Source organism: Prochlorococcus sp. MIT 0701 (genome assembly GCF_000760295.1).
GTDB lineage: Bacteria > Cyanobacteriota > Cyanobacteriia > PCC-6307 > Cyanobiaceae > Prochlorococcus.
The window spans coordinates 42475-54639 of the sequence record NZ_JNBA01000001.1 but is presented as its reverse complement, the minus strand read 5'-3'; the positions used below and the strand labels follow the sequence as shown (position 1 = coordinate 54639).

Annotated in this window: 15 protein-coding genes; 8 read left to right on the top strand and 7 right to left on the bottom strand. The window is 43.7% G+C overall.

The genetic code is table 11. The features are described 5' to 3' along the window. The first annotated feature begins 277 nt into the window (after positions 1 to 277). The 3 genes from EV12_RS00255 (at position 278) to EV12_RS13815 (ending at position 1523) form a co-directional block, all read left to right on the top strand. A complete protein-coding gene (locus EV12_RS00255; RefSeq protein ID WP_052039494.1) occupies positions 278 to 562 on the top strand; it encodes a Nif11-like leader peptide family natural product precursor in 285 nt (94 codons plus the stop codon). Positions 563 to 695: 133 nt separating this feature from the next. Then, the gene (locus tag EV12_RS13360; protein ID WP_081939890.1) at positions 696 to 1028 is read left to right on the top strand and encodes a Nif11-like leader peptide family natural product precursor; all 333 of its coding nucleotides are present in this window, start codon (positions 696 to 698) and stop codon (positions 1026 to 1028) included. A gap of 315 nt (positions 1029 to 1343) precedes the next feature. Further along, positions 1344 to 1523, top strand: coding sequence for a hypothetical protein (locus EV12_RS13815; protein WP_152562332.1), 180 nt, complete (start codon positions 1344 to 1346; stop codon positions 1521 to 1523). Between the two features lie 909 nt (positions 1524 to 2432). On the opposite strand, the gene EV12_RS00245 is transcribed toward EV12_RS13815, so the two are convergent. From EV12_RS00245 to EV12_RS00235, 3 genes are all read right to left on the bottom strand, one after another. Then, the gene (locus EV12_RS00245) at positions 2433 to 3548 is read right to left on the bottom strand and encodes a hypothetical protein (RefSeq protein ID WP_036910622.1); all 1116 of its coding nucleotides are present in this window, start codon (positions 3546 to 3548) and stop codon (positions 2433 to 2435) included. Between the two features lie 232 nt (positions 3549 to 3780). Next, entirely contained in the window at positions 3781 to 3987 is a 207-nt protein-coding gene (locus EV12_RS00240; protein WP_036910620.1) for a hypothetical protein, read from the bottom strand. Between the two features lie 271 nt (positions 3988 to 4258). Next, a complete protein-coding gene (locus EV12_RS00235; RefSeq protein WP_036910618.1) occupies positions 4259 to 5698 on the bottom strand; it encodes a hypothetical protein in 1440 nt (479 codons plus the stop codon). A gap of 351 nt (positions 5699 to 6049) precedes the next feature. On the opposite strand from EV12_RS00235, the gene EV12_RS00230 reads away from it, so the two are divergent. Together EV12_RS00230 and EV12_RS00225 are read left to right on the top strand one after the other, a co-directional pair. Continuing rightward, positions 6050 to 6520, top strand: coding sequence for a DUF427 domain-containing protein (locus EV12_RS00230; protein ID WP_036910616.1), 471 nt, complete (start codon positions 6050 to 6052; stop codon positions 6518 to 6520). Between the two features lie 581 nt (positions 6521 to 7101). Next, positions 7102 to 7437: a DUF1499 domain-containing protein gene (locus tag EV12_RS00225; RefSeq protein WP_036910635.1), complete on the top strand. Its 336-nt coding sequence runs from the start codon at positions 7102 to 7104 to the stop codon at positions 7435 to 7437. A gap of 190 nt (positions 7438 to 7627) precedes the next feature. On the opposite strand, the gene EV12_RS13810 is transcribed toward EV12_RS00225, so the two are convergent. Then, positions 7628 to 7771 carry a hypothetical protein gene (locus tag EV12_RS13810; RefSeq protein WP_193742087.1) on the bottom strand — a complete coding sequence of 48 codons (144 nt, stop codon included), beginning with the start codon at positions 7769 to 7771 and terminating at the stop codon, positions 7628 to 7630. 1084 nt (positions 7772 to 8855) lie between these two features. After that, entirely contained in the window at positions 8856 to 9059 is a 204-nt protein-coding gene (locus EV12_RS00220; protein WP_036910614.1) for a hypothetical protein, read from the bottom strand. A 133-nt stretch (positions 9060 to 9192) separates the two neighbouring features. Between EV12_RS00220 and EV12_RS00215 the strand changes: the two genes are divergently transcribed. Both EV12_RS00215 and EV12_RS00210 read left to right on the top strand, forming a co-directional pair. Next, entirely contained in the window at positions 9193 to 9486 is a 294-nt protein-coding gene (locus EV12_RS00215; protein ID WP_052039495.1) for a hypothetical protein, read from the top strand. 455 nt (positions 9487 to 9941) lie between these two features. Further along, a complete protein-coding gene (locus tag EV12_RS00210) occupies positions 9942 to 10235 on the top strand; it encodes a DUF1330 domain-containing protein (protein WP_036910612.1) in 294 nt (97 codons plus the stop codon). A gap of 568 nt (positions 10236 to 10803) precedes the next feature. On the opposite strand, the gene EV12_RS12825 is transcribed toward EV12_RS00210, so the two are convergent. Together EV12_RS12825 and EV12_RS00200 are read right to left on the bottom strand one after the other, a co-directional pair. Next, entirely contained in the window at positions 10804 to 11079 is a 276-nt protein-coding gene (locus EV12_RS12825) for a hypothetical protein (RefSeq protein ID WP_052039496.1), read from the bottom strand. Positions 11080 to 11127: 48 nt separating this feature from the next. Further along, positions 11128 to 11466, bottom strand: a complete 339-nt coding sequence (locus EV12_RS00200; RefSeq protein WP_036910609.1) for a DUF3288 family protein — start codon at positions 11464 to 11466, stop codon at positions 11128 to 11130. Positions 11467 to 11729: 263 nt separating this feature from the next. On the opposite strand from EV12_RS00200, the gene EV12_RS00195 reads away from it, so the two are divergent. Beyond that, entirely contained in the window at positions 11730 to 12137 is a 408-nt protein-coding gene (locus EV12_RS00195; protein ID WP_036910607.1) for an OsmC family protein, read from the top strand. Positions 12138 to 12165 lie beyond the last annotated feature (28 nt).

Genomic DNA, 12165 nt, shown 5'->3' with positions numbered 1-12165 from the left:
AGGGAGATGAGCAGAAAAGATCGTTACGACCACTCCCCAAACCTACATACTCAAAGCCCCTGCAATCGCGGGGGCTTTTTATTTCTTCAACGACTTCCCTATTCGCTTAAAACGCCATCCGATACCTGGCACCACTGACTTGCACATACTGAATTAATATTAGAGAGCATCCTTAACCAATCAATATCACATTGGCTCCTCAAATCTATAAATTATATTGATAACAATAGACAGAAATAAAGGGCGATGGTATAATAATAAAAGCCACTAAAAGTAAGTGTCAGAAGATCAACTCAAGGCATTCATTGCCAAAGTTCAAGCCGATACTTCACTGCAGGAACAGCTCAAGGCAGAAGGCGCTGATGTTGTAGCTATTGCTAAGGCTGCTGGGTTCACGATTACCACAGAAGACCTAAACTCTCAAAGCCAAGACCTGTCTGATGAAGAGCTGGAATCCGCTAGCGGCGGAATATTTTTGACGATGTCCCCTTTTAAAATAGGAAGGTGCGGGCCAAACTATACAGGTAGGTCAGGCCCACTTAAAAACATAAGGTTATGTTGAATAACAACCCACAGGCTACACACGCAAAGCCCTCAGGGGGTTTTTTATTTCTTTAAACGCCTCAAAATTTGCTCAAAACGACATTTGATACCTAGTACTTTAAACTTACAAACAACAACCAATCTCTAAACCAATGAGCGAAGATCAACTCAAGGCATTCATTGCCAAAGTTCAAGGCGATACTTCACTGCAGGAACAGCTCAAAGCAGAAGGAGCTGATGTTGTTGCTATTGCAAAGGCTGCTGGGTTCACGATTACCACAGAAGACCTAAACTCTGATCGCCAACAAAATCTGTCTGAATTAGAGCTGGAAGCTGTGGCTGGGGCAGGCTGGGTGTACCGCACAAACAAGTGTACTGCTGCGCCAATTTGTTCTGCTGTTGCTGATGATGGTCGGATTGTCTGTGGGGCAGGCTGGTATGCGAACCAATGCAATTACGCGACGAAAAATATACCTTCAGCATGACACAGCCTACACACTCAAAGCCCTTGCATTAGCAGGGGCTTTTTATTTCTTCAATCACCCCAAAAGCCCATCAATCAGCCTCCAATACCTGGCAATAATTAATACTTAGCCCCGCCACGAGCGAGGTTTTTTAATGGCTTTGGTGTCTGCAGTTAAGTCTCTTACTGGGATCTGAGCAGTTCACCAGAAGCTCACCAGAACCTCTTGGGGTCTACACCAGAGCTGTGTAGTGGAGATCACCAGAAAGGCTGAGATCTTGTAGGAGTCGAGGGGAAACAACCCAACACAACTCACACACTTATCACCTTTAAAACAATGACTACTATCAACACTGACTACAACAACACTGAACTGCTCGATCAAGAGCTGACTACAGCTGAACTATCAGAAGTATCTGGAGGCTGGTGGAACAATTATAATAGATCTTCCAGGTTCACCAAAGCACTCTTTAACTGGGATCTGAGCGGTTTGACTACAAACCAGTCACGAACCTAGACTACAACAACACTGAACTGCTAGATCAAGAGCTGACTACAGCTGAACTATCAGAAGTATCTGGAGGCTGGTGGAACAATTGGCCTGGAATCCCATGGGCGACGCGGAAATATATGACTACAATAGGGAGGCTGGGAGTCATAGGATGTGAGGGTCTACAACCTCAGGTGACCGCACCAGCCTAAAACACACGCAAAGCCCCTGATAATGCAGGGGCTTTTTATTTCTTTAACCACTTCCATATTCGCTTAAAACGACATCCGATACCTATAAAGAACTATCAATGTTCTTCTTACCATCTACTAGCTGTGGATTCCTTTCCCTACTAGTTTGATCTAAGAAATAGCAAGTCTGGCTCCACCCTAACCAGACCTGCTAAAAGCAATAACACCCTAAGGTGTTGGAGGTAGAGCTTTTAAAGACATTCATACCATTGGTCTAACAGTTAACGCTGTACCTTTAGACATACTTGGTTATTACTGCTAACGCAACACGGAGCGGAACGAAGTGGAGCGGAGTCTAAGCTAACCCTTATGTCTTCTTTACTACTTCATTGGAGTAGTTAGTTAGAAGTAATTGAAAGATGGGTGCTCTCGAACTTCGTTCGTTCGCCAACCCATAGGTAAATTAAGCTAACAGTAGTTTTGTGTCTTATGTCGCTACTACTCTTTCTAGTCTGTTGAGTGTTTTGTTTTGTAGAAGATAGATTTGTCGTATCTTTGTCTGATTGTCGTGAAGTTCAGCCTCTTCAATCATCTTATCCATTACGATAAGACGGTCTAAAAGTGTTTGACAGACAAGATCTCTAGCTAATTCTGTTGAGTGATTTTGCATGTGAGTTTGAAATGTTTGTCTCTCCTACTACGTAGTAGAGAGGTGTGAGCATAATTTCAGTAATAGCAATGCTTCTCAGAGCAGGTCGTCAAAGAATCCTTCTATCCGGTATCTACGTAGTTGAGCTTTTATGATCTCCTCTCTTCTCTCATCTATATCCTTTAACTGCTCATCCATAGACCTTCCTTTGTATTTAAGTGGGTGAGGTATTTTACGATTACTTTTGGCAGGTTTATTCTTTTCGTACTCATGTTTTTCCATCAACATCTCTTCTAACTCTCTTTCTAGCTGCTCAGTCTCCTCCTCAGTCAAAGGTGTCTCTTCTTTTAGTTCAATTTCAGCTGCTTGCCTCGCTTCTTCATCTGTTAGATCCCAGCCGCTTAATTGATAACGTAGTATCTTCTCCTCAAGTTTATTAAGTGACTCTTTCTCTACCTCTTGACTTATAAGTTGTTCTAGTGCGTCATGCTGATCTAATCCTTCTTCTAAATCTATTCTAGCTGCTTCCCAGCTCAAGCCAGGATTACATTTAAGGTACTCTCTTATGTTTTTGTTTCTGATTTCAGTGTCCCTGCGTCTCTCATCTCGCTCTTGCTCCGCCTTTTCTATTCCCTTTTGCTGAGCAATTAGTAATGGCTTAATACTAGATTCCTTGTTTGGGTTAGATCTAGACCAATCCCTCATCACCTTTAGTTCACTTACGTTTTTGGTATTGGTTAGTTTGATTGAATCATCATTTAGACCCAAGCTTACCGTTATAACAGCTAGTCTAATTAATTCCTTATCTGTAATCTCTAATTGTTTAGCAGTTTTCTGTGCTAGTTCCTTCTCTGCTTTAGGTAGAGATAGCGTGCCTTTCCTATCACGACTTGTATGCCCTTGCTCTTTGCTGGTTGATTTAGCATATACATAGCATTTATCTAGAGCAGCCTTTGGGTCCAAGCACAGTTCATGGAGAGCAACACGTAAGGCTTCACGTTTGTCGCATTGGAGATGATTTGACAGTCCTACAACTATCAACTCCTCCTGCTGACTGAACATAGTAACCATCCGATTAGAGCAAGCTTCCTTTGATTTCATTACTGGATGCTTACTTACATCTTTACGGGCTGCTCTGAATGGCCAATTACTTAGTGCACTGGTGCTCTTATTAAACTTTTGTCTATTCTTATCTATAGGGTTGTTTTTCATAGGTTGTTATTGCTTTTGTTAGTGGACTCTGCATGCCCTTGTACCACGTCCTTGCGGTGCTTTGGTGGGATTGGATCCTTGAGGTGGTTTAAGGACGATTACAGAGCCTTCTAGAGGCCTTTGGAGGGCATATATGCATAATGTAGCTATCAATTGAACATAATCAAGAGCTAATCTTTATTGATTGATCCATTCACAAAAAAAATACCAGCCTTACGACTGATAAGTAATTTCAGAAGAGAAACCCGAATGATGAAGTGGCAATCAGGACATAAGTCAATGCCTGCTTTTCCTCCTGTAGTGCTTGTATCAATTTGGCTTTACTTGAGAGCTGCTCATCTTGGAGTGAGATGAATTCTTTAGCTGCCTCGATGATTGCTGCTTTAGTACTTGCTTCGTTGATTACTTGCTTAGGTGAATGGGTGTGTGTTGATGACATGGTGGGTTTAAAGGGCTTCCTCAGTAGAAGCCAAAGCCATTAGTTGGGTATGATCCAATAGAAAAGCTTACTTCTAATGGCGGTTATTGATTAATTTGAAATGCTTTGGTGAAGGCTAGAGGGTCTCGATAGCCTGACCAAGCACATAATAACCCATTGGAAGCCTATAGACACCTTTAATGATGCATATCTTCACAAAAAGACCCTAAAAACCTGCATTTCTGCGTGCTTTTAGGTGTATTGGTGTATGGGTTGCAGTTATGAGAGTGAATTAATTGCTAAACAGTTCAACCTTTATATCTTGTTTCTTAGTTTTGCCAAATGGTAAAGCCGTCAATTCTTCTGCTCGCTCCCTAATGTCCAGACGTTCGTAATGTTTAAGCAACACTTTTGCATCATGACCACATATTCTTGATAATAGAAACAGGTCGCAGCCTTCTAGTAGTTTATTCTCGACGAATGTAGAACGTAGTGAATATAGAGTGTAGTTGTGATTGCTGAATTTGTGTCCCTTTAACCTGTCTTCTGCATTACTTCTAATAGTAGCCCAACTTATAACATATGATTTCTTGTTGTATTCTTTACCATCATTATTGACGTTCCCAAATACCAAATCATTACCAGACACCTGCTTATTAAACTTATGCTGCTCATAATATTGGTTTAGATAATCACGCCACCTGATAAAAGCATATCCTATGCTGGTAGGTATTTCCCTTGATTGTCCTGTTTTGCCAGATGTGACATTTACATAAGCTATCAATCTTTCTTCACGACCTAATGCTTCTGGATTAGTAGCCCAAGCATAGTTATCATCGTTACCGTCATCAATAACCTCAATGCCTTCTGCCTCTAATTCTTCTATCTCTTCCTGCTTTTTCCTAGCTGAGATTCTTCCAACATCCCTTATCTCAACATCTTTCCATCGTAGCTTTCGTAATTCCTCCCCTCTTGCACCTGTGTTTTTAGCTATGAGTGTGTAATGCCAAAACAATGTTCTCCATAGGTGCACCCGATGATTGGGATGTGAAGCACCATGTGATACCCATGCTCTGATTTCCTTATTGATAACAGTCCAATCGTCTGCATTTATAGCAGGATTAGCCATTAAGTCATCCTGACGTATCTTAATTGTTGGGAAGAGGTTCTTGTCTGCTACGACCTCAGGTTCAATCAACCTATGTTTCAACAACCAGTTAGATAGAAAATCCTTAATTATCACTATTTCAGCTTTCCACGTTAGCTTCTTCATTCCTTTACGGTATATCAAGTAGTTTTGGAATGTCATCTCATTAATCTGCCTTGTCTTAGTTATGCCTTCTTCTTGTAAGTAGTTTAATAGATGCTTTCTTAGCGTTACTTCCTTGTGTTCATAGGTTGCACGTTTGATAATATCACTTTCTGCTCTTTTCTTTTGATAGTTAAGATAAGACTCAATTGCCTTCTCTATTGCCTGTGTCTTTAGAGTTCTATCTATTGCATCTTGTTCTTTCTTATTTGCAGATGTAGTTTTACCAGCAAACTGAAATGCTACCTCTAATGCTAGCGTTTTTGCATCTTCTATGTTCCTAGCACCTTCTAATCTCTTGCTTCTGTATGCTCGACGCTCCTTTATCCACTCTCTATACACATAAATACTTGGCTGATGCTTATAAGCAACAACCTCACCTCTTCCGTCTAGGACCTTCTCTTTGATGATCACGCTAGGCATAACTACCTACCACCTTGATGGCTTGCTAGTTTAATGCCAGTTTAGCAGGGATCCTAAAATGAGAACCTAGTCATTACAACGCTTTTGAACTAGTCATCCTGCTTGTGCGAAGAAAGAGAAAGCTTCGCCGCTGAAGCCTCCGCCCTAGGTTGGCACCTACTGCTAGAGAGTCTCGAACGCTAATCATTTGACAGCTTCTGGCGTCATCCTTGCGACGAACCAATTCTCTGCTTAAAAGGTCTGGGCTTTAACCCTTTTGCAAAAGGCCAGTCCGCGATATCTCTGGTATGTGCCACCCGGCTCAAATGTCATCACCCACCCCCTGAAAGTAACTATCCCAACGGAGAGCTGATGAGCCTTGAAATTGTTGCTGAGTACCCACGTCCGCCAGCTCTTGTGGCCTGCTATGACCACGTCATTGTGGAGGCCCTCGGTACGCGTATCTGTGAAACGCATGACTGCCTGCGTGTGCTGGAGACATTCCATCCGCCCACCTACTATCTTCCTCCAAAGGCGATGCGGAAGGATCTACTGATACGCAGTCGACGCAGCAGTTTCTGCGAATGGAAGGGAATCGCCAACTACTGGGATCTGGTGATCTCAGACAAACGTCTCGAGGGAGCAATCTGGTCGTATCCAGATCCCACCCCAACATTCAGGGCCCTTACGGGCTGGTATGCGCTATACCCCGGACGCATGGATCATTGCAGCGTCAATGGAGAGACAGTGATCCCCCAACCCGGACAGTTCTATGGAGGATGGATCACATCCCAAGTGGTCGGTCCATTCAAAGGTGATCCTGCACATCCGCAATTAATTTGATCCATGAGAGCACCTCAAAAGAAATCGAGGCTGAGTGCAACCATGGTGACTCTGCATCTAAGTCAGCAGCAACTACTCCCTAGGCATTGATAGTGATCCACCATTGCAGTAGCGAGTTGCCCACAACTTCGAAACCAACTGTGGATCCGTTGGGAAAGTCCTGCGGTCCCAACGAAAGGACTCTTGAAAACATCCATTCCATCGGGCTGCCTGCCTGGAGATTGGAACAAGTGACCAGGCAATCACGATAAAGCTAACAGTACATAAAGTAGCCAAAACTACATATGAGTGAGATCCAAACCCTTCAATCGGATTGAGGTTCTGTCCTTTACGGTCGGGGTCTTGCATCGATGCAGAGACGTTGTCTGAGACAGGTTTTTGAACGGTCATCGGTGGATGCCAACTATCACTCATTGCTCTAATCGAGACATCGGATAAAGTTATATACTTAAAATATGGCTAGACAACAGCTTACAACCCGTAGGTTTCTGCTCTGTTAAATGATTTCTATGAAACGTATAGCATACTGTCTGCTTCCTTGCCTTTTCATAACGCTCATCGCCATTCACAGTAATCCTGCCATGGCATTCACTGGAGAAGGAACGTTATCCGAATGTGCAGTTAACACGAACTGTGTGCTTGTTGAATGGGAATTCAACAACGTCAAAGAGATGCATGAACAAATTGTAGACGTTGCATCTCATCTGCCAAGGACGAAAGCAATTGAACAAACTGACAATTATTGGCATGCAGTAGTCAGAAGTTTAATCTTTCGTTTTCCAGACGACCTAGAGATCTTGCAAATACCAAGCAAAGGTATTATCCAAGTTCGCTCCGCATCAAGAGTAGGAGTTTCAGACCTAGGGGTCAATAGAAAAAGAGTTGACACTCTATTCTCTAGATTAACTAAGGATTAGAGCAGCAAGCAATCCCGCTACAAATATCGAGAGGAATAGTAAAGACTTATTATTAATCAAAACAGGTCTAAACAAAAATCATTCATTAAGCCTATACACCCCATTCTCCAACCACTACAAGCGATCGAAACGGGCTAGGCCTCGAAGAACACACTGTCAAGACTGAAGATCTTGAATAGCTCTTTGGCCGCTAGTCATCACACTGATCTTTAGGAATGCTGATGCGTCGTTCAATAATAAGGTCTCCTTTTTCAATTCGCTCCACGCACTCCAGGCAACTCCCACCAGCAATCAGCGCCTCGACCTCCCATTCATATGTCGACGATATGGGCATTCCACAGTATCGGCATCTGATAATACTAGTCATAGGCCTCGATGAATACACCTCCCTTCTAGCCAGAGATCGCTGGTTCAACAGTTGATCAAAACGAACAACTTGAGAACCTTGCCTGTAAAGAGCATGCCCCCTCAAGATAGGTGCTGGACAGGTAGAAAGCCATCAAAACCATCAACGCTGTTTATCAAGCATTGAAATGCAATCAGAAGGTAGGCTTTTAAAAGAAAATAAGCAGAAACTCGTCAAAGCATTTGAAGAACAGCATGAGAGGCAATCAAGCTGATCAGAGGAAGTGCTAGCAAGGCACTATTCAAGGAGCTTTTGCTATCAGTGCGTCTGGCAGGGGCAGGGGCAGGGGAAGATCGCCAGGGGAATCATCTGTTTAGCAAAATTCGGTCTGAGACGAACCAATCCATGGCTGGACAGATGGATAGCACTGGGTGCAACAAGAGGCGAGTCGAGCAGAGCCTATGAGCACCGCAACGGAAAACCACCAAAAGCTACGACGGTTAGAAACAGTTCAGACACAACCAAGAGTTTCCTGCCTAATCATGGGTATCGAACTCCGTAAGCCATGGCCTCGCCAGTCGAACAGGCACTATCTCTCTTATCGACAATCAAGCATCCCGTGGAAGGGATGGCCTACCTCTTCTATTTGGCTCTAATCGTTCGCTGGAGGTGGCCAAAGGCTTGGAATAAATTCCTTGATCGATGTAAGGCACGTGAAGAGTTCAAATCCCTATAGATAGCCATGCCATCAATACTGAGCTAATTTCTATCATCTGAAAACTCTAGCTGCTACACCTATCAATAACTGGAAGAAAAAAGGTTGCCGGCCTATTGATATCTAAGCATTTGTCAGATTAAAATACTTAGCACTTAAAATATGATCTTCCAAAACAAGTGGGGTTTTCAATTAATCAGCAAATCTGCCTAACAGACGAACTAGAGGGGCAAAATAATCAATACTTTTGAATAATACTTTTGAATAGCATCTTATGGCAAAGCATGAGTGAGTAAGCCCTATCAATACTGTTACAGAGCAGAATTACATTGGTACTTATAGAGGATATCTCTTGGGCTAAGGTTTTTTCGGATAGAGACTGGCTATCTTTTTTGCTCTCATCTCATCCTGATAGGCTTTGCTGCTTTTATCTGGGTTAAAATCATCACTTTTAATCAAAAAGAACGGAATACAAAAGGTAAAGACAACGCCAAAAGTCAAAAGTGCGATACCCCAAGGAGAGAAGGGATCTAAGCCATTTGAAAGATCAGGCACAAGCAAGCTTGATTGAATCAGGCAACAATTCTAGCCGTGAATCTGCTTGAACAACATCGCTGTGAATCGGCAGCCAAGACCCATCAGGAATGGGTAAAAACCCCTATATGCTATAAAGGCCTCCATCTCAGGACATGAAATGCAGTCAACAGGTTCACTGTCTGAAGCCTCTCTGAAGGAACGTATCACCGCTTTTGGAAATCAGAGATGGGAACGCCTTACTGATCCCCAAAAGGCTTACGCCAAAAAGGCGTGGGGGGTCCTGACCTTCAAATGGCGTTGGCAAATCGCGATGAACATTCCCTACCTGGCTATTTTTATTCTGGATCGCACCATTCCAGCAGTCCACAAGTTCAATATGGATCTTCTTTCTTCGCTCATGGCTAGGCTGCCCATCCCGGAATTCTTATCTTCAATGGTGGCAGCTGGCTAGAGGGTAAGAAAAGCCAATACAAAATCACAATAATTGCAAGCAAGTAAACACTTAAAAGCTCACCTTAACTAAACCATGATCTAATAACTTCATCCAGTATTGCATGATGCTCATAGAGACTCGGATCAAATAGACTCAAAAGTCTGTATTGTTCATTGATGGCATCTATCACACCATCGCCAGAAAAAGTAACGTTACTTGGATTAGAATAACTAGTCAAAGGAACTCACTCAATTTAGACCCAAGCAGAGCTCTAAAGATTCTCTTGATGGCTAAGACTTTCCCCCTAAAATCTATGTAAAACTCATGCCTATTAAAAAGTTGAGTGCTGCCCCCCCACGATAAGAAATCATACGCCATCTCCTCTCAGAGAAGCCAAGTCAAGCAACTCCCCTGATCGCAAATAGATGAAGAGCAATGATATGCAATACTCGCTCTGATTTGCAAAATGCTTCATGGCTAAGGGTTACTGGCTTATCAATAGCACCGTTACGAACCCTGAAGGCTTTGCTGAATATGCAAAAGCAGTTGTGCCTTGGATTAATTCAGTAGGCGGCCGCATCATTGCTAAAGACTTAGAATCTGATATCCGTGAAGGCCTCGGTGGACAATTGGGAGTAATCATCGAGTTCCCTTCTAAACAAGATGCTCAAAAGGCTTATGAAGCTCCTGAGTACCAAGAAGTCATGAAGCTCCGCTTGTCCAATTCCTCAGGCACCACTCTCTCGATTATTGAAGGCCTGATCTAACTCAAAGGTTGATCCTTTCCGGATCAGAAAGGTGATGTGCCTGCTGCGCTAAATACTAAGACTGACCAAAAGGCAGCATCTAATCAAAAGGGGTATAGACGATGCATGATCTGACCTTTACTACAGAACAAGGAAACTTAAACAACCATAGCAATAGACCTATGCATCAACTTAGATGATTCTTATGCCTCCATAGATTTTAATTGCAAAAATAAAGATTAGAGGCCGATGTCAACCCATTAAAACAAATCTTAGACGAACAGAATCTGTTACCAAAACAACTACAAGCTTAAATCAGCCGAGTGACTAACTTTATTTATTCTGCAGCAATCATTCCTTCTTCACAAAACAGAGCCACTAAAATCTACACGCCCTCTGCATGCATCCTTCAAACAGCCAGGATTAGGAATAGCCCTAAAATCATTTCATAATATATGATTAAAGCAACAAAAAAAGATCCTGGCTGATGCTCCCTCGCGAGTTGTGACGATCACATCCAAAGCAATCTCCCCAACTAAAGAGGCACGCTCAATTCCTGCAACTTAAGCCATAAACAGTGAGATTGCGTTTACTTCCTTGGCATTGGTAGTGAACCACCATTGCAGTAGCGAGTCGCCCACAACTTCGAAATCGGTATGGACTCCTTTGGGAAGTCCCTACGTTGCCAGCGTAAGGATTCCTCAAAACATCCGTTCCAGCGGGCTGCCTGTCTAGAGATTGGAATAAGCGACCAGGCGATCACAATGATGCTGATAGTACTTAAAGCAGCCAAGACGGGAAAAGCATGGGCTCTAACCATTTCGCGTAGGGGCAGTTTCTTTCCTTCCTGGTAGGGGGCACTCATCGATGCAAGGGAAACATCACTAGCAGTATCAACCTTGAGTGGCACCAATCAGGCCTCCTTGTCAACGACATCGGCTCCTGAGCCAACATCATCCCCAGAAGTGGCACTGCCTGGTCGCCAACCACTGGACCAGATCGCTCTGGTCTTGGCATTAAGGGCTTCACGGTCAAGCCCCCAACTCTTAACCACCTTTGTCAGATCTTCCTGCAAGTCCATCGCACCTGGGAAACCGTCGTAACGGTTGAGAAGCATCGCTGCCGTGGTGAGCTGGTCTTCGTTGGGATGACCCTTGTGCCCTAAGAGAGCATCAACTCGATCACGATCACTCGCATAGAGGGGGTGGTTTTGATCTGGAGCTGAAGTCTGCGCTTGTTTTTTCTTTTCCATACCAACAGGCTATTTGGATGGGCCTTTGCAAAAGCCTGATTTGTATTGATCCATCTCTAGTTAGTAGGCCTAAAGCAGTTAACGCAATAGAGATTAGGATTGCTTGAGGTTGAGTCCAAGATGGTCAGATCAGATCAACCTTGATGTGATCGGGAGTTTAATCAGTCTTTGGAGGCTACTGGGGCCTTTGATTTTTTGTTCGATGAGATTCGAAAAAACATCTAGTAGCAGAATCTCTGCATAGCAAATCAGTTCAGAGGTGAATTGCGATGACCACAATTTCCTGTTGCTACAAGGGCAATCTGCGCTGTGAAGCCCTACATAACCCCTCTGGGGATCGTCTTACCACCGATGCCCCTATCGATCACGAAGGTAAGGGCGAGGCCTTCTCGCCTACAGACCTAGTCGCAACAGCTCTTGGTACCTGCGTGCTCACCGTGATGGGCATCACTGCCCGACGCAAGGGCTGGAACATCGAGGGTGCAGCAGTTGAGGTCGAGAAGATCATGACCAGTGAAGGCCCGCGCAGTATCGAAGCCCTGAAACTTCGAATTGCCATGCCGCCTGAACTGAGCGATGAACAGGTACAGCTGCTTCAAAGGGTGGTTGATACCTGCCCGGTAAAACGGAGCCTCGAAGAAGGTATCGCAATGGACTTCAGCTGGAGCTGATTGACGTCCCTAGTACTACAAGCCTGTC

Bases quoted from the DNA above. Each gene is read 5' to 3' on its own strand.
- EV12_RS13815 (WP_152562332.1), top strand. From the start codon at position 1,344: ATGACTACTATCAACACTGACTACAACAACACTGAACTGCTCGATCAA.
- EV12_RS00230 (WP_036910616.1), top strand. From the start codon at position 6,050: ATGAGCCTTGAAATTGTTGCTGAGTACCCACGTCCGCCAGCTCTTGTG.
- EV12_RS12825 (WP_052039496.1), bottom strand. From the start codon at position 11,079: ATGAGTGCCCCCTACCAGGAAGGAAAGAAACTGCCCCTACGCGAAATG.
- EV12_RS00245 (WP_036910622.1), bottom strand. From the start codon at position 3,548: ATGAAAAACAACCCTATAGATAAGAATAGACAAAAGTTTAATAAGAGC.
- EV12_RS13360 (WP_081939890.1), top strand. From the start codon at position 696: ATGAGCGAAGATCAACTCAAGGCATTCATTGCCAAAGTTCAAGGCGAT.
- EV12_RS00235 (WP_036910618.1), bottom strand. From the start codon at position 5,698: ATGCCTAGCGTGATCATCAAAGAGAAGGTCCTAGACGGAAGAGGTGAG.
- EV12_RS13810 (WP_193742087.1), bottom strand. From the start codon at position 7,771: ATGCCCATATCGTCGACATATGAATGGGAGGTCGAGGCGCTGATTGCT.
- EV12_RS00210 (WP_036910612.1), top strand. From the start codon at position 9,942: ATGGCTAAGGGTTACTGGCTTATCAATAGCACCGTTACGAACCCTGAA.
- EV12_RS00200 (WP_036910609.1), bottom strand. From the start codon at position 11,466: ATGGAAAAGAAAAAACAAGCGCAGACTTCAGCTCCAGATCAAAACCAC.
- EV12_RS00240 (WP_036910620.1), bottom strand. From the start codon at position 3,987: ATGTCATCAACACACACCCATTCACCTAAGCAAGTAATCAACGAAGCA.
- EV12_RS00225 (WP_036910635.1), top strand. From the start codon at position 7,102: ATGGCATTCACTGGAGAAGGAACGTTATCCGAATGTGCAGTTAACACG.
- EV12_RS00215 (WP_052039495.1), top strand. From the start codon at position 9,193: ATGCAGTCAACAGGTTCACTGTCTGAAGCCTCTCTGAAGGAACGTATC.